This window comes from Burkholderia sp. 8Y (genome assembly GCF_902506145.1).
Classification (GTDB): Bacteria; Pseudomonadota; Gammaproteobacteria; order Burkholderiales; family Burkholderiaceae; genus Caballeronia.
Window position 1 is genome coordinate 2,667,693 of sequence record NZ_LR733520.1, and the last position, 23,251, is coordinate 2,690,943.

Annotated in this window: 27 protein-coding genes; 10 read left to right on the forward strand and 17 right to left on the reverse strand. The window is 64.9% G+C overall.

Annotated features, from left to right (window positions below):
• Nucleotides 1-3: 3 nt before the first annotated feature.
• Nucleotides 4-1,020, reverse strand: coding sequence for an NAD(P)-dependent oxidoreductase (locus GV035_RS23130; protein ID WP_268892279.1), 1,017 nt, complete (start codon nucleotides 1,018-1,020; stop codon nucleotides 4-6).
• On the opposite strand from GV035_RS23130, the gene GV035_RS23135 reads away from it, so the two are divergent.
• Together GV035_RS23135 and GV035_RS23140 are read left to right on the forward strand one after the other, a co-directional pair.
• Nucleotides 1,000-1,758 carry a Mut7-C RNAse domain-containing protein gene (locus tag GV035_RS23135; protein WP_159837230.1) on the forward strand — a complete coding sequence of 253 codons (759 nt, stop codon included), beginning with the start codon at nucleotides 1,000-1,002 and terminating at the stop codon, nucleotides 1,756-1,758. The genes GV035_RS23130 and GV035_RS23135 overlap by 21 nt on opposite strands.
• A gap of 76 nt (nucleotides 1,759-1,834) precedes the next feature.
• Nucleotides 1,835-2,104: a hypothetical protein gene (locus tag GV035_RS23140; RefSeq protein ID WP_159837231.1), complete on the forward strand. Its 270-nt coding sequence runs from the start codon at nucleotides 1,835-1,837 to the stop codon at nucleotides 2,102-2,104.
• Between the two features lie 7 nt (nucleotides 2,105-2,111).
• On the opposite strand, the gene GV035_RS23145 is transcribed toward GV035_RS23140, so the two are convergent.
• From GV035_RS23145 to GV035_RS23165, 5 genes are all read right to left on the reverse strand, one after another.
• The gene (locus GV035_RS23145) at nucleotides 2,112-2,423 is read right to left on the reverse strand and encodes a cupin domain-containing protein (RefSeq protein WP_159837232.1); all 312 of its coding nucleotides are present in this window, start codon (nucleotides 2,421-2,423) and stop codon (nucleotides 2,112-2,114) included.
• A 10-nt stretch (nucleotides 2,424-2,433) separates the two neighbouring features.
• Entirely contained in the window at nucleotides 2,434-3,723 is a 1,290-nt protein-coding gene (locus GV035_RS23150) for an MFS transporter (protein ID WP_159837233.1), read from the reverse strand.
• Between the two features lie 162 nt (nucleotides 3,724-3,885).
• Nucleotides 3,886-4,200 (reverse strand): high-potential iron-sulfur protein, encoded by a 315-nt coding sequence (locus GV035_RS23155; RefSeq protein ID WP_159837234.1) that lies wholly within the window; start codon nucleotides 4,198-4,200, stop codon nucleotides 3,886-3,888.
• Between the two features lie 121 nt (nucleotides 4,201-4,321).
• Nucleotides 4,322-5,422 carry an NAD(P)/FAD-dependent oxidoreductase gene (locus tag GV035_RS23160; protein ID WP_159837235.1) on the reverse strand — a complete coding sequence of 367 codons (1,101 nt, stop codon included), beginning with the start codon at nucleotides 5,420-5,422 and terminating at the stop codon, nucleotides 4,322-4,324.
• Between the two features lie 183 nt (nucleotides 5,423-5,605).
• A complete protein-coding gene (locus tag GV035_RS23165; protein ID WP_159837236.1) occupies nucleotides 5,606-6,583 on the reverse strand; it encodes an AAA family ATPase in 978 nt (325 codons plus the stop codon).
• Nucleotides 6,584-6,944: 361 nt separating this feature from the next.
• Here GV035_RS23165 and GV035_RS23170 point away from each other — a divergent pair, with 361 nt between their 5' ends.
• Both GV035_RS23170 and GV035_RS23175 read left to right on the forward strand, forming a co-directional pair.
• Nucleotides 6,945-7,475 carry a hypothetical protein gene (locus GV035_RS23170; protein WP_159837237.1) on the forward strand — a complete coding sequence of 177 codons (531 nt, stop codon included), beginning with the start codon at nucleotides 6,945-6,947 and terminating at the stop codon, nucleotides 7,473-7,475.
• Between the two features lie 41 nt (nucleotides 7,476-7,516).
• Nucleotides 7,517-8,326: an endonuclease/exonuclease/phosphatase family protein gene (locus GV035_RS23175; protein ID WP_159837238.1), complete on the forward strand. Its 810-nt coding sequence runs from the start codon at nucleotides 7,517-7,519 to the stop codon at nucleotides 8,324-8,326.
• 9 nt (nucleotides 8,327-8,335) lie between these two features.
• On the opposite strand, the gene GV035_RS23180 is transcribed toward GV035_RS23175, so the two are convergent.
• On the reverse strand, nucleotides 8,336-8,728 hold the full coding sequence (locus tag GV035_RS23180; protein WP_159837239.1) for a response regulator: 393 nt from the start codon (nucleotides 8,726-8,728) through the stop codon (nucleotides 8,336-8,338).
• Between the two features lie 130 nt (nucleotides 8,729-8,858).
• Between GV035_RS23180 and GV035_RS23185 the strand changes: the two genes are divergently transcribed.
• Nucleotides 8,859-9,458 carry an alpha-ketoglutarate-dependent dioxygenase AlkB family protein gene (locus GV035_RS23185; RefSeq protein ID WP_159837240.1) on the forward strand — a complete coding sequence of 200 codons (600 nt, stop codon included), beginning with the start codon at nucleotides 8,859-8,861 and terminating at the stop codon, nucleotides 9,456-9,458.
• Nucleotides 9,459-9,476: 18 nt separating this feature from the next.
• Here GV035_RS23185 and GV035_RS23190 read toward each other — a convergent pair whose 3' ends face one another.
• The 3 genes from GV035_RS23190 to arsC form a co-directional block, all read right to left on the reverse strand.
• Nucleotides 9,477-9,875, reverse strand: coding sequence for a RidA family protein (locus tag GV035_RS23190; protein WP_159837241.1), 399 nt, complete (start codon nucleotides 9,873-9,875; stop codon nucleotides 9,477-9,479).
• Nucleotides 9,876-10,093: 218 nt separating this feature from the next.
• The gene (locus GV035_RS23195) at nucleotides 10,094-10,390 is read right to left on the reverse strand and encodes a hypothetical protein (protein WP_159837242.1); all 297 of its coding nucleotides are present in this window, start codon (nucleotides 10,388-10,390) and stop codon (nucleotides 10,094-10,096) included.
• Nucleotides 10,391-10,505: 115 nt separating this feature from the next.
• Nucleotides 10,506-10,928 (reverse strand): arsenate reductase (glutaredoxin), encoded by a 423-nt coding sequence (gene arsC, locus GV035_RS23200; protein WP_159837243.1) that lies wholly within the window; start codon nucleotides 10,926-10,928, stop codon nucleotides 10,506-10,508.
• A gap of 295 nt (nucleotides 10,929-11,223) precedes the next feature.
• Between arsC and GV035_RS23205 the strand changes: the two genes are divergently transcribed.
• From GV035_RS23205 to GV035_RS23215, 3 genes are all read left to right on the forward strand, one after another.
• Nucleotides 11,224-11,505 carry a hypothetical protein gene (locus tag GV035_RS23205; RefSeq protein WP_159837244.1) on the forward strand — a complete coding sequence of 94 codons (282 nt, stop codon included), beginning with the start codon at nucleotides 11,224-11,226 and terminating at the stop codon, nucleotides 11,503-11,505.
• Nucleotides 11,506-11,596: 91 nt separating this feature from the next.
• Nucleotides 11,597-11,863, forward strand: coding sequence for a cupin domain-containing protein (locus tag GV035_RS23210; RefSeq protein WP_159837245.1), 267 nt, complete (start codon nucleotides 11,597-11,599; stop codon nucleotides 11,861-11,863).
• A gap of 95 nt (nucleotides 11,864-11,958) precedes the next feature.
• Nucleotides 11,959-12,786 carry a DUF72 domain-containing protein gene (locus GV035_RS23215; protein ID WP_159837246.1) on the forward strand — a complete coding sequence of 276 codons (828 nt, stop codon included), beginning with the start codon at nucleotides 11,959-11,961 and terminating at the stop codon, nucleotides 12,784-12,786.
• A 658-nt stretch (nucleotides 12,787-13,444) separates the two neighbouring features.
• On the opposite strand, the gene GV035_RS23220 is transcribed toward GV035_RS23215, so the two are convergent.
• The 7 genes from GV035_RS23220 to GV035_RS23250 all read right to left on the reverse strand — a co-directional run bounded on the left by GV035_RS23220 (nucleotide 13,445) and on the right by GV035_RS23250 (nucleotide 21,354).
• The gene (locus GV035_RS23220; protein WP_159837247.1) at nucleotides 13,445-14,341 is read right to left on the reverse strand and encodes a 2-hydroxy-3-oxopropionate reductase; all 897 of its coding nucleotides are present in this window, start codon (nucleotides 14,339-14,341) and stop codon (nucleotides 13,445-13,447) included.
• A gap of 51 nt (nucleotides 14,342-14,392) precedes the next feature.
• Nucleotides 14,393-15,178 carry a 2-dehydro-3-deoxyglucarate aldolase gene (gene garL / locus GV035_RS23225; RefSeq protein ID WP_159837248.1) on the reverse strand — a complete coding sequence of 262 codons (786 nt, stop codon included), beginning with the start codon at nucleotides 15,176-15,178 and terminating at the stop codon, nucleotides 14,393-14,395.
• A 553-nt stretch (nucleotides 15,179-15,731) separates the two neighbouring features.
• Complete coding sequence (gene glmS / locus GV035_RS23230; protein WP_159837249.1) at nucleotides 15,732-17,549, reverse strand: glutamine--fructose-6-phosphate transaminase (isomerizing); 1,818 nt, start codon at nucleotides 17,547-17,549, stop codon at nucleotides 15,732-15,734.
• A gap of 75 nt (nucleotides 17,550-17,624) precedes the next feature.
• Nucleotides 17,625-18,986 (reverse strand): bifunctional UDP-N-acetylglucosamine diphosphorylase/glucosamine-1-phosphate N-acetyltransferase GlmU, encoded by a 1,362-nt coding sequence (glmU, locus tag GV035_RS23235; RefSeq protein WP_159837250.1) that lies wholly within the window; start codon nucleotides 18,984-18,986, stop codon nucleotides 17,625-17,627.
• 96 nt (nucleotides 18,987-19,082) lie between these two features.
• The gene (ttcA, locus tag GV035_RS23240) at nucleotides 19,083-20,039 is read right to left on the reverse strand and encodes a tRNA 2-thiocytidine(32) synthetase TtcA (protein ID WP_159837251.1); all 957 of its coding nucleotides are present in this window, start codon (nucleotides 20,037-20,039) and stop codon (nucleotides 19,083-19,085) included.
• A complete protein-coding gene (locus GV035_RS23245) occupies nucleotides 20,036-20,437 on the reverse strand; it encodes a dihydroneopterin aldolase (protein WP_159837252.1) in 402 nt (133 codons plus the stop codon). Before GV035_RS23245 ends, ttcA begins: the two co-directional genes overlap by 4 nt.
• A 41-nt stretch (nucleotides 20,438-20,478) precedes the next feature.
• Nucleotides 20,479-21,354 carry an SDR family oxidoreductase gene (locus GV035_RS23250; RefSeq protein WP_159837253.1) on the reverse strand — a complete coding sequence of 292 codons (876 nt, stop codon included), beginning with the start codon at nucleotides 21,352-21,354 and terminating at the stop codon, nucleotides 20,479-20,481.
• A 13-nt stretch (nucleotides 21,355-21,367) separates the two neighbouring features.
• On the opposite strand from GV035_RS23250, the gene GV035_RS23255 reads away from it, so the two are divergent.
• Together GV035_RS23255 and GV035_RS23260 are read left to right on the forward strand one after the other, a co-directional pair.
• On the forward strand, nucleotides 21,368-22,573 hold the full coding sequence (locus GV035_RS23255; RefSeq protein WP_159837254.1) for a class I SAM-dependent methyltransferase: 1,206 nt from the start codon (nucleotides 21,368-21,370) through the stop codon (nucleotides 22,571-22,573).
• 10 nt (nucleotides 22,574-22,583) lie between these two features.
• Nucleotides 22,584-22,778 (forward strand): DUF2905 domain-containing protein, encoded by a 195-nt coding sequence (locus GV035_RS23260; RefSeq protein WP_159837255.1) that lies wholly within the window; start codon nucleotides 22,584-22,586, stop codon nucleotides 22,776-22,778.
• The last annotated feature ends 473 nt before the right edge of the window (nucleotides 22,779-23,251 follow it).

Consider the following 23,251-nt stretch of genomic DNA (forward strand, 5'->3'; position numbering starts at 1 on the left):
AACTCACTGCCCCGCGCGCCGCGCCGCCACTTCGCCCAGCACGGCGAAGTCCTTCTCGCCGTCGCCGTGAGCGAGGGCATCCACGAGGTTGTCGCGCACGACGCTCGCGACGGGCAACGGCACGTTCACCGCGTCGCCGGCGGCAATCGCGAGCCGCACGTCCTTCAACCCGAGCCGCGCCTTGAAGAGCGCCGGTTCATAGCGGCGCTCGGCGATCATCTTGCCGTAGCCCTGATACACCGGCCCCGGAAACAGCGAGTTCGTGATGACGTCGAGGAACGTCTGCGCCTCGATGCCGTGTCCGGTGACGAGCGCCGCCGCCTCGCCGACGGTTTCGATCGCCGCGCCCAGCATGAAATTCGCCGCCAGCTTCAGCACGTTCGCGTGTTCCGGCTGCTGACCGACGCGCCACGTCTTCTGGCCGATCGCGTCGAACACCGGCTGCACGCGGTCGATGTCCGCGTCCGCGCCCGCCGCGAGAATGTTCAGCTTGCCCGCCGCGGCGACATCGGGCCGGCCGAGCACCGGCGCGGCGACATAGCCGACGCCGTGCTGCGCGTGCAACTGCGCGAGTTCGACGGCGAGCGCAGTCGAAATCGTCGCCATGTTCACGTGCACGAGGCCCTTCGAAGCATGCTTGAGCAAGCCGCCTTCGACCAGAACGGAGCGCAGCGCGTGGTCGTCGGCGAGCATGGAGAAGACGGCATCGCCGGAAAACGCCTGCTCGGGCGTATCGACCACCGACGCGCCCTGGTCCGCCAGCGCCCGCGTCTTGTCGCGCGAGCGGTTCCACACGCGCACCGAGTGGCCCGCCTTCAACGCGTTGCTCGCCATCGCGCCGCCCATTTCGCCCAATCCGATGAATCCGATATCCATTGCCTGTGCGCTCCTTGCGTCATGAATGATCTGTCGCGGCCACGCCCACGGCGCGCGGCCCGTGCGCCAGTAGAGCACATCGCCCGTCAGCACGCAGCGGCGCCCGATGCCATACTTGCCTGCATGGTCAACGCGCGCTTTCATTTCCACGATGAACTGAACGACTTCCTCGCCCGGCCGCAGCGAGGGCGCACGTTCGAGTGCGCGTGCGCGCCCACGTCGTCGACCAAGCATATGATCGAAGCCCTCGGCGTGCCGCACACGGAAGTCGGGCTGATCTTGCGCAACGGCCTTCCCGCTGGCTTCGACGCGCAGATTCAGTCCGGCGACTTCATCGAGGTCTTCGCGGCGGGCCACGCGCGGCCCGATCTCGCGGATGGCGGCTCGCTGCTGCGCCCGCCCTTGCAGCCGGCGGATCTGCGCTTCATCGCGGACGCGCATCTCGGCGGGCTCGCGCAACTGCTGCGGCTCGCGGGCTTCGACACGCGCTACGACAACAACTTCGCCGACGATGAAATCGAGCGCCTCGCGCACGACGAATCGCGCATCGTGCTGACGCGCGACCGCGAGTTGCTCAAGCGCCGCACGGTGCTGCACGGCTGCTACGTGCGCGCGCTGCAACCGGAAGAACAATGGCGCGAGATCGCGGAGCGGCTGGATCTCGCCGCGCATGTGCGCGCATTCCGCCTGTGCCTGATGTGCAACGCGCCGCTGCGCCCCGCCGCGCCCGACGAGATCGACGGTCGCGTGCCGGACGGCGTGCGCGAACGCCATACACGCTTCGTCACCTGCGATGTCTGCCGTCGCGTGTTCTGGGAAGGCTCGCATTGGCGGCGCATGCGCGCGCGCATCGATGCGATGGCGGAACCCGGTCCGGCATGAGTCACGCGTGAGGCAAAGCGCGCTAGCCGGGCCAGTACAATACGGCTCCATCGAAACTGCGGCCCCGGAGCATCACATGAACAAATTTCAGCTGGAACAAACCAAGGCATTCAAGCTCGCCAACGATCTGAAGCAAGGCGGCCGCTCACGCGCGGGCGCGGCTGACGCGCCGAAAACCGACCGCCGCGAGCAGCGCAAGCTCGATCAGGCGAAAGGGCTCGTGCCCTTCGCGTGCAAGCTCGACGAGAAGCTCGTGAAGCAACTGAAGGAACGCGCTGAAACTCACGAAGGCGGCATGACCGAAGTGCTCGCCGAACTGCTGGTCGCGGCGGGCCTTGCGCGTTGAGCGCCGCTCAGACGCTGCCTTCTTTTTCGATCACCAGAATGCGCGCCGCGCCGACCGGCTCGGCGTAATGCTCGTCGCCGGCCTGCGCGTGGAAGATATCGCCCGCGTTGAGCGTGACCGTGCGCTCGCCTTGCGCGTCGCGCACGTGCATCCGCACCACGCCGTCCATGACGGCGAACACTTCCTCGCCGTCGTTGACGTGCCACTTGTACGGCGCGTCCGTCCAGTGCAGACGGCACGACGTGCCGTTCATCACGCAGATATCGAGCGCGCCCCACGCGCGCTCGGCTGTGAACTTGCCGCTTTCGATCACTTTCATGTGATGCCGCCTAGCGTGTGAAATCGCGCGCGTCGTCCACATCGCCGTGGCGCGTCGCGGGAATCGCCGCCACCGCGATCAGCGAGAGCACGAGGCCGGCCATCACGTAAAAGGTCGGCGCGAGTTGCGAACCCGTGACGCGAATGAGCCACGTCACGATGAACTGTCCGAAGCCGCCGAAGATCATCACCGCGAAGTTGTACGCGAGCGAGAGGCCCGTCGAGCGCACGTGCGCGGGAAAAAGCTCGGAGAGCAGCGCGCCGAACGGCCCGTAATAGCCCGACAGCACGATCGAGAGGAGAGCCTGCACGATCACGAGCCGCAGCACGCTCGGCTCCGAAGCGAGCCACGCAAAGAGCGGGTAAATGATGACGAGCGTGATGAACAGCGACCAGAGCGTGAGCGTCTTGCGTCCGATGCGGTCGGACCACGCACCCGCCACCGGCGAAAGCACCGTCAACAGCAGATTGCCGACGATCAGCGCGGTGAACGACTGCCCGTACGGCAGCTTCAGTTGCTTGACCGCGAAGGTCGGCAGATACGCGATCAGCACATAGACCGTCACCGTCAGCGCGATCACCGAGCCGAGACCGCATAGCACCTCGCGGCCATGCGTGCGGAAGACTTCGCCGAGCGTCGCGCGGCGCGCGGCCTTCTTCACGTGCATGAACGCTTCCGTGTCCGACATGTTGCGGCGGATATACAGACCGATCGGCCCGATCACGAGCCCGATGATGAACGGCACGCGCCAGCCCCACGACTCCAGCGCCTCTGGCGACAGCCCGCGCGAGATCGCCGCGCCCACGACCGCGCCGAGCAGCAGCGCCGCCGCCTGACTCGCCATCTGGAAGCTGCCGTAAAAGCCGCGCTTGGAGAACGGCGCGGCCTCGATGAGAAGCGCGGTGGAACTGCCGAACTCGCCGCCCGCCGAGAAGCCCTGTATGAGCCGCGCGACGACGATCAGAATCGGCGCGCCGATGCCGATGGCCGAGTAAGGCGGCGCAATCGCGAGCAGCAGAATGCCCACTGTCATCAGCGCGATCACGAGCGTGAGCGCCGGCTTGCGCCCGGCGCGGTCCGCATACAGCCCGAGCACGATGCCGCCTACCGGCCGCATCACGAAGGCCACGCCGAAGCTCGCGGTGGTGAGCAGCACCGACGAGTAATCACTTTCGCTCGGAAAGAAGAGCCGCGCGATCACAACCGTCATGAAACCGAACACGACGAAGTCGTACCATTCGAGCGCGTTGCCGATCACCGCCGCGCTCACCGCGCGCACATTCAATGGTCTGCCTGCCATGCGTATCCCTTGTGGTCGTTGGTTGATCGGCGCCGTGCATGTGCGGCCGGGGATCGTGGTGCCTTGGCGAGTGTAAAGACCGGGCGTTGCCTTATCAAGCGACGAAGAAAAGCGCGCCGGGCTTGGCAGCCGGGCGCGCTTCTTCTTACCGTTGTTTCGGGATCAGGCCTTCTTGGCGTAGGCGCTGCACCAGCCCTTCGCGGCCACCTGCTTGCCGCCGAACATCGGGCACGGCGCGAACGGATCGGACGCCTTGCCTTGATAGAACTGGCAGTTGCCGCAATCCTGGCCGGGCGCGTACTTCGCGAACTTGGCCTTGTCGACCTTGCTCGCGTCCATCTTGTAGCCGAGCGCCTGCGCGGTCGGATCGGTTTCCTCGACCTTCGGCGCATCGGCGAACGCGACGCGCGAGCCGAGCGCGAGCGTCGACGCAACGCCTACGCTCGTCATCAGAAATGTGCGACGGGATGTCTTCATGGTGACTCGCTCCATGTTGTATTGGGGGAAAGCGCCGTTCTGACGACGGCGATGTCCGAGCATAACAACACCGGAGCGATTCGATGACGACAAATGTCGGAGATAAGCGCCGACGAACGCTTTAGCGCGCCATGTCGGCCACCCGTTCGCCGATGGCGAGCGACGCCGTCAGCCCCGGCGATTCGATGCCGAACAGGTTCACGAGCCCCGGCACGCCGTGCGCCGATTTGCCCTGGATCATGAAATCCGCCGCCGCCTGACCGGGGCCGGAGAGCTTCGGCCGGATGCCGGCGTAGGCCGGTTGCAGCGCGCCGTCGGGCAAGCCGGGCCAATACGCGCGAATGGCCGCGTAGAAGGAATCGGCGCGGCGCGGATCGACGTCGTAATTGAGCGACGGCACCCATTCCACGTCCGGGCCGAACTTCGCCTGCCCGCCCATATCGACGGTCAGATGCACGCCGAGTCCCGCTTCGTTCGGCATCGGATAGATCAGACGCTCGAACGGCGCGCGTCCGCTCACGCTGAAGTAGTTGCCCTTCGCGAAGTAGAGCGGCGGCACGTGGCGGTCGTCGAGGCCGCGAATGCGCCGCGCGATGTCGTTCGCGTGCAGCCCCGCGCTGTTGATCAGATACGACGCCCGGAAGCGCGCCGGCGCCTGCCCGCCCGTCTCGACGATGAAGCAGCCTTCGCGCGCCTCGATGCTCGCGACCGGCGTATGGAACACGACGCCCGCGCCGTGATGTTCGGCGTCGCCTTGCAGCGCGAGCATGTACTGGTGGCTGTCGACAATACCCGTGCGCGGCGAATACACCGCTTCGACGCATTGCAGTTGCGGCTCCATTTCCCGCGCCTCTGCGCCGCTGATTCGCACGAGCCCTTGCACGCGATTTTCGACGCCCTTCTGCTCGATCGCCGCCAACTGCGGAATCTGATTGCGCGCGGTGGCGACGAGCAGCTTTCCGCATTGCCGGTGCGGCACGCCATGCGCCTCGCAAAACGCGTAGAGCATCTCGCGCCCGCGCACGCACAGGTCTGCCTTGAGCGACCCGCGCGGATAGTAGATGCCGGCGTGAATCACTTCGCTGTTGCGCGAACTCGTGCCGATGCCGATGGCTTCCCCCGCTTCCAGCACCATCACTTCGCGCCCGCGCAGCGCCAGCGCCCGCGCGATGGCGAGCCCGACGACACCCGCCCCGATCACTACGCATTCGATCCGATCCATGTTTCTTCCCGCGCCACCTCGATGCCAACTATTCTACGTGCGGCTCTATTGCGCGTTGCACAACAACGCACGCAGTAAGCATCGTTTTCCGGTGCAATTCGGAAAAAGGCAAGAATCTGGCCGCCACGCGCGGAAAATGACGCGTTTCGGCGGCTTTTCGGCAAATCGCGAAACGAGGGCCCGCTAGAACCCGATCGATTTGCGGCGCGATTGCCGGTCGAGCTCGACATCGCGTGCCTCGACGTGATGCCTTCCGTCGATGCGCGCATTGCCGAACGCGTTGAGCATGGCGCGCCGCATGCCGCGCGGCGACGCCTGCGTGAGCGCGTCCAGCGGCGCGTCGCCGAGCGTCTCGGGAAAGCGGCTGCCCCACGCGTGCGCGTTGCGGATCTCCGCGTAAATGGCCTGCGCGATGCGCCGCGCGCCTTCGCGGTCCGGCGCGGGAATCTCGTACACGTTCATGCGGTTGAGCAGCGGCTCGGGAATCGCGCGCGCGTCGTTGGCCGTGGCGATCCAGACGACATTGCCCGCGTTGATCGGCACCTCGGCGAATTCGTCGATGAAGGTCTGCGCCGTATCGTGTTCGAGCAGCGCGTAGAGCGCGCCGAGCGGATCGTATTGCGCGTCGCCGGTGGCCTTGTCGATTTCATCGACGGTCATCACGGGGTTCGCGTAGCTGCCGTTCACGAGCGCGTCGAAGACCTTGCCGGGCTTCGCGTTGCGCCATTGCGACGACGCGCCCGACAGAATCCACCCCGCCGTGAGCGAACTCATCGCGACGTAATGGCTGGACGTGCCGAGCAGCCGCGCGAGCTGCTTCGCGAAATGCGTCTTGCCGATGCCGGGCTCGCCCAGCAGCAGCATCGGCATGAGTTCGAGGCGGTCGTCGGTTTCGAGGCACAGCGCGATCTGCTTGCGGATATCGTCGAGCGGTTCCTCGAAGTTCGGCAGCGACGCCGCGAGATCGTCGGTGGAAGGCATGCGGTTGGGCTTCACGCAGAAGCGCAGGTTGCCGACCTTCAACATTTTTTCGTAGATCGCGCGCAAAGCTTCGCTCGCGCCGTCCGAGAGGTCGTTCAGCGCGGTCTCGACATCGTCCAGACTGTAGACCTTGCTGAACGACGCCACCGCCAGTTCTTGTTTGACCACGGCCGTCGTCATGTCGCACCCCGTCTTTTTTCGCTTCGACGAGTCCAGTGTATCGATGACATGACCGCGCGCAAGCGAGCAGTCGCGGGAGTTTGCTGCCAATGTCAGGAAAGTGGGGCGCGCGTGGCGCACGCGAGTATCATCGTCGCGATGCCGTGGCGGTCGGGTTCGGAATGTGCTCAAGTAGGCGCGAGGTTGAGATCGACCGGACGCGGCCCTACATGATTCGCTGACGCGCTGAACCGCGTGAACCGCGCCCGATCCGTCGTGTCAGAACGAAGTCGCCGAGCCACACCCGTTCGGCGGCCGCCGCGCCGTGAGCCTTGCGCGGTCAGCCGCCATCCGATCCGCCCGCGCGCCGGAGAAGCCTTCAATGACTCAAACGAACCGCATCGCAATTCCGCACCTCATTCGATCCGCGCTCCTCGCCTGCGCGTGTCTCGCCGCGAGCCACGGGGTGTTAGCGCAAAGCGCGCCGCAGCCCGTCACGTGGGAACTCCAGGTCGTGCGCGACGGCCAGCAGATCGACACTTTCTCGGCGACGACGAACGTCGGCCAGGCGCGCACCGATACGCATCACGATGTCGTGCAGAACCGCGTCGGCTGCGCGGACAAGCCGGCCGGCGACATCGATCTGCAACGCACGCTCACCGTTTCGCCGACGCACGCAAGCGCCGACGACATCACGCTCGCCATCGACGCGCAGGAGACGCTGCAGAGCGACGCATCGCAGGCGCTGCCGTCGGGCTGCAAGGTGCCGCCGGCGCCGCGCCAGGTGAACGCCTCGCATCCCGGCCTCGTGTTGAAACCGGGCGAATGGGCGCAGTGGCAGATTATCGACAGCAATCCGTCGCTGACGTACCGGGTGCGCGCGAGCCTGGCATCGTCCGCGCCGGCGCAGTGAGCCAGCGCACGCCCGCGCCACCACGCACAAAGAACGAACGCATGCGAAATCCAGAACATCTTCCGCCAGCACCGTCCGCGAACGTGGTCACGCCGTATTTCACGGCGGTGAGCTGGAATCTGCACAAGGGCCGCTCGCCGCTCGGCCTGCGCGCATGGAACGCCATGCAGCGGTGGGTGCAGACCACCAACGCGGACGTCTATTTTCTTCAGGAAGCCATGGCGCGGCGACTGCCGCAGCCCGTGCTCGAGAGCGGCTTCGGCACGCCGCTTTCCGCGCCGCTCGACGATGTCTGGCATTGCCAGGCCACCGAAATCGCCACCGCGCTCGAATTGCAGATCGCGCTTGGGCCCAACGTCTTCAAGCCGTCGTGGCGGCACGGCAACGCGATTCTTTCGCCGCATCCGCTGGACCTTTCCGGGCGCTGGGATATTTCCGCGCATCGCTTCGAAAAACGCGGGCTTCTGGTCGCGCGCGCGACGTTCGCGGGACACGCGATCACGCTTCTATGCGCGCATCTCGCCCTCACGCGCGCCGCGCGGCTGCGTCAGATGAACTGGATCGCGCACTGGATCGCGAAGGAAGCGCCGGACGGACCGCTCGTGCTGGCGGGCGATTTCAACGACTGGCGCAACGATTCCGTGCCGCTTTTCGGCGAACTCGGCATGCACGAAGTCGCGACGATGCTCGGGGAATCCGGCCGCACGTTTCCGGCGTTCTCGCCGGCGCTCGCGCTCGACAAGATGTTCGTGCGCGGCCTGAAGCCCGTGGAGTGGATCGTGCCGACGCAGGATACCGCGTGGCTTTCCGATCACCTGCCGTACATGGCGAAGCTGTGCGTAGCGAGTTGAAACGCGCGGTTAGGGGCGCGTGAGCAGCGCCTCGAGATCGCCGATGGAAACCGGCTTGGTCAGATGATGATCGAAGCCGGCGTCGAGCGCGGTCTGCCGGTCCTCGGCGCTGCCGTAGCCGGTGAGCGCGAGCAGAAGCGCATCGCGGGTCGCATCGCGTTTGCGCATTTCGCGCGCCACCTCGAACCCGCTCATGCCCGGCAAGCCGATGTCCAGCACCACGACATCGGGCCGGAAATCGTCGATGGAACCGAGCGCGCACACGCCATCGGACTCCGTGCGCACTTCATGGCCGAGCGCCTCCAGCAGCATCGACAGGGCGAAGGCCGCATCGGCGCTGTCATCGACGAGGAGGATACGGCGGCACACTGCACCGTGATTCGTTTCGGCGTTGGGGGTCATGCGTGTCTTCGCATTATTGAGATAGCTCGCCGACTGTAGCACATGGCGCACGGCCGGTCGGGGAAAGACACCGCAACGCGCCGCGCGATGGCTCTGCTATCGTGATTCTTTTGGCCGCATCCGCACTGCCATGTTCGATCTCTTCGACGACATTCCCAAGCCCGACATTGCGTGGCATCCGGACTGGATCGACGCGGACGCCGGCTCCGACCTGATGGCCGCGCTCATCGACGAAGTGCGCTGGCAGCAGGACACGATGAACACGCCGGGCGGACGTGTGCCGCTGCCGCGCTTGACCGCCTGGCAAGGCGAACCGGACGCGGTCTACGTCTATTCCGGCATCCGCAACGTGCCGCAGCCGTGGACGCCCGCCGTCGCGCAGCTACGCGACGCCGCGCAGGTTGCCAGCGGCGCGCGATTCAACAGCGTGCTCATCAACCGGTATCGCAGCGGGCTGGACAGCATGGGCTGGCACGCGGACAAGGAGCGCGAACTCGGCCCCGAGCCGGTCATTGCTTCGGTGAGTCTCGGCGCGACGCGCACCTTCGAATTCCGCCACGCGCGCACGCATGCCACGCACGCGCTTTCGCTGACGCACGGCAGCCTGCTCGTGATGCGCGGGCGCACGCAGCAGGAATGGGTGCATCGCGTGCCGAAGGAGCCGGGCGCGCGCGGCGAGCGCATCAATCTCACGTTCCGCTGGGTGGACGCTTCGAAAGCGCGCAAGTGAGCCGCGCGGGCCGCGCAATCAAGGCCGCCGGGCGATGAAATCGATCTCCACGAGCGCATCGCGCGCCAGTGCCGTCACGCCGACGCAGGTGCGCGCCGGCAACGGCTTCGGCAGAAAATACGAGCGGTAGACGGCGTTCATGGCGTCGTAATCGCGCTTGAATTCCGTGAGGAAGATTCGCACGCTCACGACGTGATCGAGCGTCAGGCCAAGCCCGGTCAGCACGAGAATCAGGTTGTTCATCACGCGCCGCGTCTGTGCCGCGACGCCATCGGGCAGGGGTGCGCTGTCGTCGTCGGGATCGGTCGGCATCTGGCCGGTGAGAAACACCCAGCCGTCGGCTTCGGCCGCGTGCGAGAACGGGCCGACGGGCGTCGGCGCGGCGTCGATCATCGAGAATTTTGGTGACTGGGTCATGGGCTGTTATCGAGTGCGCGGGATGCCACGGTAGCGCGCCAAAAATTGGCGCGGTGTGGCGGAGCGGGTCGGATGTGAAGATGAGCGGCTTTCGGTTGTTCGATCGAACGAGACTCGAACTAGCCTCCGTGAGATCCGCGCCACGTTCCACGCAAAGCCCGATGAACCAAAAAAGCGGCGAGCCATCCGGCCCGCCGCCTCACCCGTAGCGTCTTCGATTACCAGCCGTGGCGATCGTGCCAACGCTCTTCCCGATGCTCGCGCCGCCATTGATGTTCGCGCCATTCGCGGCGTTCACGCCACTCGCGTTCGCGCCAGCGGTCCTCGCCGTAACCGTAGCCGTATCCATAGGCGACGGGCACCGCCGGCTGCACATACACCGGCTGCGCGGGCGCGTAATAGCCGGGTACGCCGATCCCCACTGCCACATCGACATGCGCGGACGCCGATGCCGACGCCGCCAGCGCCGCGATTCCCGCGAGCCCGATAACCGTACCAAGAAGTTTCTTCTTCATTTCGCTTCCTCCCTGCACCGAGTGCCGTGTGAGTCAGATGCAGTCTAGAGAGCGATGTCTGACACAGGTGCAACAGCGATGCCAGAAAGGTAACGCGAGGTAACGGCCATGCGCGCTAGCGCACGCGCTTGCCGGTTTCGTCGATGATCACTTGGCCGTCTTCCTTCGCGAACGGTCCCTTCTGCGGCGAAGGCAACAGGTCGATCACGAGTTCCGACGGACGGCACAGGCGCGCGCCGAGCGGCGTATCGACGAACGGACGGTTGATCAGAATCGGGTGCGCGAGCATCGCGTCGATGAGCTGATCGTCGGTGAGCGACGGATCGTCGAGACCCAGTTCGGCATAGGGCGTGCCCTTCTCGCGCAGCGCCTCGCGCACCGTGAGACCCGCACGCGCGATCAACGCGACGAGCGTCTCGCGGCTCGGCGGCGCCGTCAGATATTCGATGATGTTCGGCTCGATGCCCGCATTGCGGATCAGCGCAAGCGTGTTGCGCGACGTGCCGCACTGCGGGTTGTGGTAGAGGGTGACGGTCATGGCGCGCTCCGTTGTGTCGGTCGATGCCTCGCATTCTAGGGCCGCAACGCGCAATGCGCGCATGAAGAATGTCATGCGCGCCCGCATCGCGTCACGTCGTTGACCGAGTTGCGAGCGTATAAGCGAATCTGCTGTTCATTGCCGAATTGCGGCCTATAACGGAAGGGCGTGCGGCGCGCGGGTTGCTAAACGCGATGCAGCGACATGAAACCGTGCCGCAAGACACTGCGCCAGCGCAGGCCCCGCGCGATCTGGAAGCGCCGCACGCCAGCGCGTCACTCTCAAGGAGCACAACATGAAATCACGTCTTGTCACGACGGCGCTCGCCGCCACGTTGCTCGCCGCCGCGGGCGTCGCCTCGGCGCAGCAAAGCTACTATCGGACCGCACAGGTGCCGGGCCAGGCCACGCCCGACACGTGGACGCAGTCCGCCGACACGCAGAGCCAGACCGGGGATATGTCCTACGGCGGCGTTTCCTCCACGCGCAGCGACACCGGCTCCGCCGCCATGCGCCGCGACCCGATTTCAAAGCCGTGCGTGCGCGGCCCGCAGTGCGACATCTTCTTCGGCAACTGATGGAGGCTCACGCTAGCATCGGTGCATCGAGGGCGCGTCTCCCGTCCACACGGACCCGCGCCCTTTCACTCTCCTAGCCGAGACCGCCCTCATGCACCGCGAAGAATTTCTCGCCAGCCTTTCCGCCGAAGGCTTCCACGAAGTCGCGACCGTCACGCGCGAACCGAACGGCTCGCTGGATACGCACACGCATCCGTTCGAAGCAAAGGCGCTGATCGTCGAAGGCGAACTTGCGCTGCGCATCGGCGACGATGCGCGGCTGTATCGAACGGGCGACATCTTTCATCTGCCGGCCAACGTCGAGCATTCGGAACGGTACGGGCCGCACGGCGTCAGCTATCTCGTCGGGCGTAAATAGCGCGCAAGCAGAGCGCAGGCAGCGCGGCGCACGTTCGTGCCGGGTTCGCTACACTCGTGACATCCAGCGATCTTGCATGAGACCGGAGATGCCCGATGGCGGCGAAGAACAAGACTGACAGCGCGGCACGCATACGTGTCGGTATCGGCGGATGGGATTTCGAGCCGTGGCGCGGCACGTTTTATCCCGAAGGTCTCACGCACAAACGCGAGCTTGAATTCGCGAGCCGCGCGCTGACGAGCATCGAGGTGAACGGCACGTTCTATCGCTTGCAGAAGCCGGACACGTTCGCCAAGTGGCGCGATGAAACGCCCGACGACTTCGTGTTCTCGCTGAAGGCGCCGCGCTATGCCACTAATCGCCGCGTGCTGGCTGAAGCGGGCGATTCCATCGAACGCTTTTTCGGAAGCGGCGTGCTCGAACTGCAGGACAAGCTCGGCGCGATCAACTGGCAGTTCGCGCCGACCAAGCATTTCGATCCCGAAGACTTCGAGCGCTTTCTGAAGCTGCTGCCCGCGACGGTGGAAGGCCGCGCGATGCGTCACGCCGTGGAAGTGCGGCACGAAAGTTTCGCGGATCCCGCGTTCGTCGCGCTGTTGAGGAAGTACGGTGTCGCGGTTGTCGTAGCGGGCGATTCGAAGTATCCGCAGATCGCGGATATCACCGCGCCGTTCGTCTATGCGCGCATCATGGGCACGACCGAGAAGCAGAAGCTGGGTTACTCGAAGGCGGCTTTGGACCGCTGGGCGGCACGGGCGAAGGAATGGGCGGCGGGCGGTATGCCGGAGGATTTGCAGACGGCCGGCAAGGCGCCGGCCAAGGCATCGGCGCGCGATGTGTATCTGTACGTCATCAGCGGGCACAAGGCGGCTAATCCTTCGGCCGCGATGGCGCTTATCGAGCGATTGAATAAAGCGGCGTAGCGCGATGGCGCGGCTCGTTGACGAACTTCTGCGTGCAAGGAGGTATGGCACGGCAATGCCGTCGTCGCGTGCCGGAGTCGAGCTGGCGATCAGGCGAGGGCGAGAACGGCCGGAAATCGCGGACGACCATCCCTTTCGACGACGCCCTATTGACCGCGCCGTCTCATTTCCGAACAACTGCGCTGCGGCGAATCCGATGGTTCATCCGCATACCGTTGCATCGCGATTCGGTCGTCGCTCACGCCGAACGCGTGCTGCCGATTAAGGGCGCGCGTCGGCTTCGTCCCGCAGTCGGGGAACTGCATGCATGCGGTCCGCAACTTGCCGAACGACCCTCACCTTCGCCGACGCCCAGACTGCCGCAGGTTGCCTTCAAGTCGCCGACGCCGAGACGCCGCACAGCTCCGTCTCATTCCCGAACAACTGCGCTGCGGTCGATCCGATGGTTCATCCGCACACCGTTGCATCGCGGTTCGGTCGTCGCTCACGCCGAACCCGTGCTGCCGACCAAGCGCGTGCGTCGGCTTCGTCCCGCAGTCGGGGAACTGCGTGCATGCGGTCCGCAACTTGCCCGAGAATCTCACCCTCGCCGACGCCTAGCCGCCGCACAGCTTCGTCCGCCTGAAGACCGGCACGACGCGCAGTTTTGCGAACGCCCCTACTTCGCCTCCTGCCCGATCTCGTGGTTCGCCAGAATCTCGAGCGCCCGCACCATCCCCGAGTGATCCCACGCTTTGCCGCCGTGCGCCGTGCAAGCGTTGAAAAGCGCCTGACACGTCGCCGTGTTCGGCAGCGCGACGCCGAGCGATTGCGCCGTCGAAAGCGCCAGATTCAAATCCTTCTGGTGCAGTTCGATCCGGAAGCCCGGATTGAACGTGCGTTTGGTCATCCGTTCGCCGTGGACTTCGAGAATGCGCGACGACGCGAAGCCGCCCATCAGCGCCGTGCGGACCTTCTCGGCATCGACGCCCGCTTTCGACGCAAGCAAAAGCGCCTCGCCGACGGCCTCGATGGTCGCCGCGACGATCACCTGATTCGCGACCTTGCAGACCTGGCCCGCGCCGACATCGCCGATCAGCGAGATGTTCTTGCCCATCATGTCGAAGAGCGGCTTGACCTTGTCGAACGTGGCCTGCGCGCCGCCGACCATGATCGTGAGCGATGCCGCCTTCGCGCCGACTTCGCCGCCGGACACGGGCGCATCCAGATAATCCGCGCCGCGCTCGCGGACTTTCGCGGCGAACTCGCGCGTCGCGATGGGCGAAATCGAGCTCATGTCCACGACGATCTGACCCGCGCGCAGCGAATTCGCGACGCCGTTCTCGCCGAAGAGCACGCGCTCGACATCGGGCGTATCCGGCACCATCAGGAAGACGATGTCGGCCTTCTGAGCGACTTCCGCCGGGCTGTTGCACGCGGTGGCGCCCGCCTGCGTCAGCTCTGCCGGCACGCCGCTGCGCGTGAACGCGGCCAGTTCCACGCGGTTCTTGACGAGATTCGCCGCCATGGGATGCCCCATGATGCCAAGTCCGATGAAGCCTGCTTTCGTCGTCATGAATCTGCTCCTTGTGTTCGGGTTCCGGGCGAGCGGTCTGCCGCTCGCGCCTTACTGTGCGATGAAGTGATTTTTCACGGCCTGCGCCGCGTTCCTGAGCATGCCGAGATCGGCGCATACCGCGACGAGCGTACAGCCCATCGAGAGATAACGCTCGGCGTCCTGCTGCACGGGCGCGAGAATGCCGCTCGCCTTGCCCGCCGCGTGCGCGCGCTCGAAGACGTGCGCGATGGCCGCCTGCACGTCCGGATGGTTCGCGTTGCCGAGCTGACCGTACGCGGCCGCGAGATCCGAAGGGCCGACGAAGAGCGCATCGACGCCTTCGACGGCCGCGATCTCGTCGATGGCATCGACGGCTGCGCGGCTTTCGATCTGCACCGCGACGCTGACATTGTCGTTCGCGATCTTGAAGTAGTCCGCGACGGTGCCGTAACGGTTCCCGCGATGCCCGACCGACACGCCGCGAATGCCTTGCGGCGGATAGCGCGTCGCGGCGACGGCGCGGGTCGCGTCGGCGGCGCTGTCGACGAATGGAATCAGGAAGTTGACGAAGCCGGCATCGAGCAGCCGCTTGATGCCGACGGGCTCGTTCGCGGGCGGGCGCACGACCGGCGCGCTCACGCTGTCCTTGAGCGACATCAGTTGCGGGATGAGTGTGAGCGCGTCGTTGGGCGCGTGCTCGGCGTCGAGCAGCATCCAGTCGAAGCCGACGACGCCCAGCAATTCGGTGACGATCGGGCTCGCGAGCGATGCCCAGCAGCCGATCAGCTTCGCGCGGGCGAGCAGCGAGGCCCGAAACGCGTTGGGCAACGGTTGGTACGGGGTCGACGACGGCATGGTCCCTCCTTGAGGTGCTGCTCGCGATGAAGATCGGTGGATGACGCCGAAGTCATAAGACGTCTTATGTAGAGTACCGTTAATTTCATGCACCAGGACAGTCGAGTTAACCCGCATTCGACGCTTTGCGCAGGGGTTCTCGCCCGTTCATGTTGTATGACGTCCTACACATAACGCAGATTGCCCTCAGCAGTGCCTTCAGCCGTGAGCTTCTGTTTCCAGCGCGCCAACGGCGCTTTTAAGTAAACAAAAGAATCACATATGTATACGTGGTAGTAGTTAACAAGCTGCCTGCATTTCAGTGGATAACGCTCATCTCGCCTTTCGCGTCAGAGACTTGCGAAGTAAACAACTTCGGTATGGCCGCGCGAGTTGCGGCGCGACGCGAGGACAACTTCCGGCGCTTCCCGCTGCACGCCGACTTATGCAGAAACGACGAACAGGTTTCGCGATGCAGTGGTCACAGGGTTGTCCACAGCAACGCGGTGCTCGCCCACAAAAGAAAAGCGCCTCCGAAGAGGCGCTTCCACGAAATCACTCAATTACAAACCGCTCACTCCACCGTCACCGACTTCGCCAGATTCCGCGGCTTATCGACATCCGTGCCACGCGCGCAGGCCGTGTGATACGCGAGCAACTGGAGCGGCACCACATGCAGGATCGGCGACAGCGCCCCGTAATGCTCCGGCATCCGAATGACATGAATGCCGTCCTCGCTGACGATGCGCGTGTCGGCATCGGCGAACACGTACAGCTCGCCGCCGCGCGCCCGCACTTCCTGCATGTTCGACTTGAGCTTCTCCAGCAGCGTGTCGTTCGGCGCGACGGTCACGACCGGCATGGCCTCCGTCACCAGCGCGAGCGGCCCGTGCTTCAGTTCGCCCGCCGGATACGCTTCTGCGTGGATATACGAGATTTCCTTCAGCTTCAGCGCGCCTTCCAGCGCGATCGGATAGTGCAAGCCGCGCCCGAGGAACAGCGCATTCTCCTTGCGCGAGAACTCTTCGGACCACGCGATGATCTGCGGCTCCAGCGCCAGCACGCTATTCAACGCCGCCGGCAAGTGACGCAACTGACCGAGGTACGCGGCTTCCTGCTTCGCATCGACGCGGCCGCGCAGCTTCGCCAGCGTCACCGCGAGCACGAACAGGCCGACGAGCTGCGTCGTGAACGCCTTCGTCGACGCCACGCCGATTTCCGTCCCCGCGTGCGTCAGGAACGCGAGCTCCGTCTGTCGCACCATCGCGCTCGTCGCGACGTTGCACACAGCGAGCGTATGCGCGTGCCCGAGCGATTGCGCGTGCTTCAGCGCGGCGAGCGTATCGGCGGTTTCGCCGGACTGCGAGATCACGACGACGAGCGCCTTCGGATTCGGCACCGACTCGCGATAGCGATACTCGCTCGCAATCTCGACCTGCGTTGGAATCTTCGCGATGGATTCCAGCCAGTACTTCGCCGTCAGCCCCGAGTAATAGCTCGTGCCGCACGCGAGAATCAGGAGACTGTCGACGCCCGCGAACACGTCGGCCGCGTTATCGCCGAAGAGGCGCGCGTCGAAGCTGTCCGATTGGGGAATCGTGTCCGTAATGGCGCGCGGCTGCTCGAAGATTTCCTTCTGCATGAAATGGCGATACGGCCCGAGTTCCACCGCGCCGCCGTAAGCCGTCACCACGCGCACTTCGCGGTCTGCCGGCAAGCCGTCGCGATCGGCGATCTTCACGCCGTCGAGCGAGATTTCGACGACATCGCCTTCTTCCAGGAACGCGAAGCGGTCCGTGCTGCCGGCAAGCGCAAGCGCATCCGAAGCCAGGAAATTTTCGCCCTCGCCCACGCCAACGACGAGCGGCGACCCCTGGCGCGCGCCGACCACCGTATGCGGCTGGTCCTTGTGCATCACCGCGATCGCGTACGCGCCGTGCAATTGCTTGACGGCCTCGCGCACGGTCTGGAACAGATCGCCGCGATACATGCTGTGAATCAGATGCGCGATCACCTCCGTGTCCGTCTGCGACACGAACTCGTAGCCCTTGTCGCGCAGCATCGCGCGCAACGACTCGTAATTTTCGATGATGCCGTTATGCACGAGCGCGACCGTATCGCGCGAGAAGATCGGATGCGCGTTGTCGGTGACGGGCGCGCCGTGCGTCGCCCAGCGCGTATGCGCAATGCCCGTCATGCCGGCGATGCCCGTTTCACGCACCTGCGCGTCGAGGTCCGACACGCGCGCGACGCTGCGTGCCCGGCGCGGCTCGCCATGACTAAGGACGGCCACGCCGCACGAGTCGTAGCCGCGATATTCGAGCCGCCGCAACCCTTCGACGAGCACCGAGACAATATTCCGTTGCGCAACCGCGCCGACAATTCCGCACATGGCGTTATTCCTTTGATGTCAAAACCGAACGCACAATGAAAAAAAGCCGAGCCTTTCGGCCCGGCCTCGCGCGCTTCACACTTTCTTTTTGGTCGGCCGGACGTAGTCCGTCTTGCTGACCTGGCGCTTTTCGTTCAGCACCAGTTCGCCTTCGCCGACATCCTTCCAGACGGTCGTGCCCGCCGCGATGGTCACGCCGCGCCCGACGCGCACGGGCGCCACGAGCTGCGTATCCGAGCCGATGAACACGTCGTCGCCGATCACGGTGCGATGCTTGTTCGCGCCGTCGTAATTGCAGGTGATCGTGCCCGCGCCCACGTTCACGCGCGCCCCGATATCCGAATCGCCGATATAGCTCAGGTGATTCGCCTTCGAGCCGCGGCCCATGACCGCGTTCTTCACTTCGACGAAGTTGCCGATATGCGCTTCGTCGCCGAGCACCGCGCCCGGGCGCAGCCGCGCGTACGGTCCGAGCACGACGTTCGCGCCGGCCGTGCCGCCTTCGATATGCGTGTACGCATCGACGCGCGTGCCCGCGCCGATCGACGCATCGCGAATCACGCAGTTCGGCCCGATGCTCACGTTGTCCGCGAGCGTCACGCGGCCTTCGAACACGCAGTTGACGTCGATGCTCACGTCCGCGCCGCACTCCAGCGTGCCGCGCACGTCGATGCGCGCGGGATCGGCGAGCGTCACGCCCGCCTCCATCAGCGCATACGCGACGTTGCGCTGGTGAACGCGCTCCAGTTCCGCCAGTTGCACCTTGCTGTTCACGCCGAGCGTTTCCCATTCGGCGTCCGGTTGCGCGGTGACGACTTCCACGCCCGCTTCGATCGCGCGCTCGACCACGTCCGTCAGGTAGAACTCGCCCTGCGCGTTGTCGTTCTTGAGCGACGCGAGCCACGCTTCCAACGTCCGCGTCGGCGAAACGACGATGCCGGTGTTGATTTCCGCGATGCGCCGCTCGGCATCGCTCGCGTCTTTCTGCTCGACGATCTTCTGCACCGCGCCGCCCTCATCGCGCACGATGCGGCCGTAGCCGGTCGGATCATCCACGGTCACGGTCAACACGCCGTAGCGTTCGGTGCCGGCGGCATCCAGCAGACGCTTCAAGGTGCTGGCGCGGGTGAGCGGCACGTCGCCGTAGAGAACGAGCGTCGGCACGGACGCATCCAGAAGCGGCAGCGCCTGCTGCACGGCGTGTCCCGTGCCGAGCTGCTTGTCCTGCACGGCGAATTGCACGTCGGGCGCGCCGACGGCTTCACGCACCTTCTCCGAGCCGTGTCCAATCACCACGACGAGGCGCGTGGGCGACAGCGTACGTGCCGTGTCGATGACATGCGCGAGGAGCGGCCGGCCCGCCAGAGGATGAAGGACTTTGGGCAGGGCGGAGCGCATGCGCTTGCCCATGCCGGCAGCCAGAATCACGATATTCATCGCTTGAGTCTTGCAGGTTTCAGGTCGCGTCAATATAGCATGCGAACTTTTCGGAAAACGCCCGCGAAAACTACGCCGCGTCTCGCGGGACGGGCTTCACAGGTCGTCGAAATGGACAATTGAAATGGCGTTTTGCGATGCTGACGGTTCGCTTGCGCACGGTTCTTCGTCGAACGCGATGTCGCCTTGCGGGTCGGCCTCGCCGGTGGCGCGCAGGCTCGCGAACGGAAAGAGCGCCGGATCCATCAAGTGCGACGGCACCACGTTCGAAAGCGCATTGAACATGTTCTCGACGCGCCCCGGAAAACGCTTGTCCCACTCGCGAATCAGCGCCTTCATTTCCGCGCGCTTCAGGTTCGGCTGACTGCCGCACAGGTTGCACGGGATAATCGGAAATTCACGCAGTTCGGCGAACTTTTCGAGGTCCGTTTCCTTCACGTAGGCGAGCGGACGGATCACGATGTTCTTGCCGTCGTCGGATTGCAGCTTGGGCGGCATGCCCTTCAGCTTGCCGCCGTAGAACATGTTGAGCAAAAGCGTTTGCAGGATGTCGTCGCGATGATGCCCGAGCGCGATTTTCGTCGCGCCGAGTTCGCCCGCCACGCGATACAGAATGCCGCGCCGCAGCCGCGAGCACAGCGAACACGTGGTCTTGCCCTCCGGCACGAGCCGCTTGACGATGCTGTACGTGTCCTGATTCTCGATGTGAAACGGAATGTCGAGCTTGCTCAGATACTCGGGCAGAACGTGCTCCGGAAAGCCCGGCTGCTTCTGATCGAGATTCACGGCGACGATGTCGAAGTCGATCGGCGCGCGCTCGCGCAGGCGCATGAGGATATCGAGCATCGCATAGCTGTCCTTTCCGCCGGACAGGCAGACCATGACCTTGTCGCCCTGCTCGATCATGTTGAAGTCGCCAATGGCCTGCCCGACCTGCCGCACGATGCGCTTGAAGAGCTTGTTGTTCTCGTACGCTTCCTTCTGCTCGCGCCTGGTCAACGCCTCGCGCGCGGGCTTGTCTTCTGCGTGGTCCATGGCTTCGCGCGCGTTCATGCTCGTTCCTCTTTGATGCGAAAGACTTCGACGCCCACCGCGTCGCAGTCGGGATAGACGTCGGGCTTTTGCGTCGATACCGCGACCGCGCGCACGTTCGGATGCGCGAGCAAGGCGGCGGCGACGTCGTCGCACAGCGTTTCCTGAAGGTGAATATGGCCGCGATTCACGCGCGCCGCGATGGTCGAGCGCATGAAGTCGTAGTCGACCACTTCGGAGAGCTTGTCCGCGACGGGCGTGGACTGCGCGAGCGGCACGAACAACTCGATGTTGAACACCACGCGCTGTTCGCCGCGTTTTTCGAAGTCATGCACGCCGATATTGATGCGCACTTCGTAGTTGCGCAGAAAAAGCCGCCGGCAATCGGTCAGCCGGGGATGGGAAAGTGCGGCAAGCATGGTGTTATCCAATAGTTATACGCGGCGCGGTTCAAAGTCATTCAGCGCGATGCAGGGTTGTCCGCGCCGATCATGTACATCACGTCGCGCGGACTCGGCACGAGATGCTGCCCGCCATCGACGACGAGCGTCGTGCCGGTCACGCCGTGCGCGTTCGCCAGATAGCACGCGGCCTGCGCCACGTCTTTGACCGTCGATGCACGCCTGAGCGGCGTCACGCGATGCGCCGCTTCGAACGATTCGGGCGTCTGCGCGGCGGACATCAGCGTGAGGCCCGGCGCGAGTCCGACGACGCGCAGTTTCGGCGCGAGCGCCTGCGCGAGCGCGACGGTGGCCGTGTCGAGCGCCGCCTTCGTCAGCGTGTACGACAGGTAATCCGGGTTCATGTTGTAGAGCTTCTGGTCGAGCACGTTGATGACGACGGCGCGCAGCGATTCGTCGTTGTCGGCGGCATCGGGCGTGGCTTCGTGCAGCGAGCGCGCGAGCGTGAGCGGCGCGGCGACGTTGACGGCGGTCATCTGCATCAGCTTCGCGTAGCCGAAATCGGTCGCGGTGTCTTCATCGAATCGCGACGCGCAGTTCACTACACAATGCAGCGCGCCGAAGATTTCGACGCACGCCGGCACGAGCCGAGCGACTTCGGCTTCGGCGCCGAGATCCGCGTTCAGCGCGACGGCGCGCCGCCCGAGCGCCTCGATTTGCGCCACGGTATCGTGCGCTTCCCGCTCGGAATGGCCGTAATGCACGGCGACGTCCCAGCCCTGTTGTGCGAATTCCAGCGCGATGCCCCGCCCGATGCGCTTTCCCGCGCCCGTCACGAGCACGGCGCGCGGGTGCCCGGATCGCGTGGGCGAGGCAAGCGCATTCGCGCCCGAAGACGGCGAATTGGCGGGAGAAAGCGGCGTGGAGGCGCTCATTTACAATACTGGGATGAATCCGAATCGACCAACCGATAGTTTACCTGCTCCCGGCCCCGACGCGCTCGCGCAATCGGCTGCGCTGACGCAAGCGATCCGCGAGCGCATCGCGGCGGCGGGCGGCTGGCTGCCCTTCGACGCGTACATGGAACTCGCGCTCTACGCGCCGGGCCTCGGCTATTACAGCGGCGGTGCCATGAAATTCGGCCGCCGCGCGGAAGACGGCAGCGACTTCATCACCGCGCCCGAGCTGTCGCCGCTCTTTGCGACGACGCTCGCGCGCCCGATCGCGCAGGCGTTGCGGGAGAGCGGCACGCGGCGCGTGATGGAGTTCGGCGCGGGCACGGGCAAGCTCGCGGCGGGTCTTCTGACCGCGCTGGCGGAACTGGGCGTGGAGATCGACGGTTATGCGATCGTCGACTTGTCCGGCGAATTGCGCGAGCGCCAGCGCGCGACGATCCAGGCGCAAGCGCCTGCTCAGGCCGCGAAGGTCGAATGGCTGAACGCCCTGCCCGAAGCGTTCGAAGGCGTGGTGATCGGCAACGAGGTGCTGGATGCGATGCCCGTGCGCCTTGTCGTGCGCAAGCTGGGCGCGTGGCACGAACGCGGCGTGGTGATCCGGAACGACGCCTTCGCCTTCGACGACCGGCCGGTCGCGCCCGATGCGCAGATCGCGCTGATCGACGCGGCCATCGACGAAGCGAACGACGACGAGCCTTTCACGGAATATCTGACGGAAACCCACGAAGCGGCGCTCGCGTTCACGAAGACGGTCTGCACGATGCTCGAGCGCGGTGCGGCGTTTTTCATCGACTACGGCTTTCCGCGACGCGAGTTCTATCACGCGCAGCGCGCGACCGGCACGCTGATGTGTCATTACCGGCATCGCGCGCATGCGGACCCGTTTCTTTATCCGGGCTTGCAGGATTTGACGGCGCACGTCGAGTTCACGGGCATCGCGGAGGTTGGCGTGGAGACGGGCGCGGATTTGCTCGGCTTTACGTCGCAGGCGCGGTTTCTGATGAACGCGGGTATCACCGATGTTCTAAGCGCGCTCGATCCTGCGGACGTGAAGCGTTTTCTTCCGGCGGCGAATGCGGTGCAGAAACTGCTTTCGGAGGCGGAAATGGGCGAGCTTTTCAAGGTGATCGCGTTTTCGCGCGGGATCGAGGGGACGCTCGATGCCTTCGCTGCGGGCGATCGTTCGCACGCGCTATGAGGCTGCGGTCATGATTCGCTGGGTCGTCACGACGTTTATCGCGCTTGCGATTCTTTCCGGATCCATGCCGTGGCTCAAGAAGATTGGCATCGGGCGGTTGCCTGGGGATTTTACGTTGCGGGTTTTTGGACGGGAGTATTCGTTTCCGTTCATGTCGACGGTGGTGATTTCTGTTTTGCTTTCTTTGATTGCTCGGGCGCTTTGAGGGGGCTTTGTGGCGGGGGGTGTTCTTGTTCTTGTTGTTTTCCCGCGCTGGGCTTCGCGCGCTTTGCAGCCACGCTTGTTGGGTCGTGGTTTTCGTTGAACTTGTATTCGTGTCGGTTTTATCAGTGTCGCCTTTCTGGTGGCGCGGGGTTAGCGCAATTGGCAGCAACGCTTGTTTTGTCGCGTTTCCGTCGTTGAACTCGTAGTCGTGTCGGTCTATTAGTGTTGCCCCCGCCCCGGGGAGGGGCAACGCCAATAGACCGACGCGAGAACAAGTTCCGGAAAGAAAGCAGCACGCCGAAGCGCGAAGTCAACAGCGCCTTCGCCGTGAAAAAAACTTCAAGAACGAAGCAGAAGCAGCAGGCGAGAAGCCCCGCCGAGCGTAGAAGAACAACCCTTAAGCAAAAGTATCCACAAGCCCCACCGTCCGCCGCACGGTAGCGGCAACGGAACCACTGCCGACACCCTCAACCC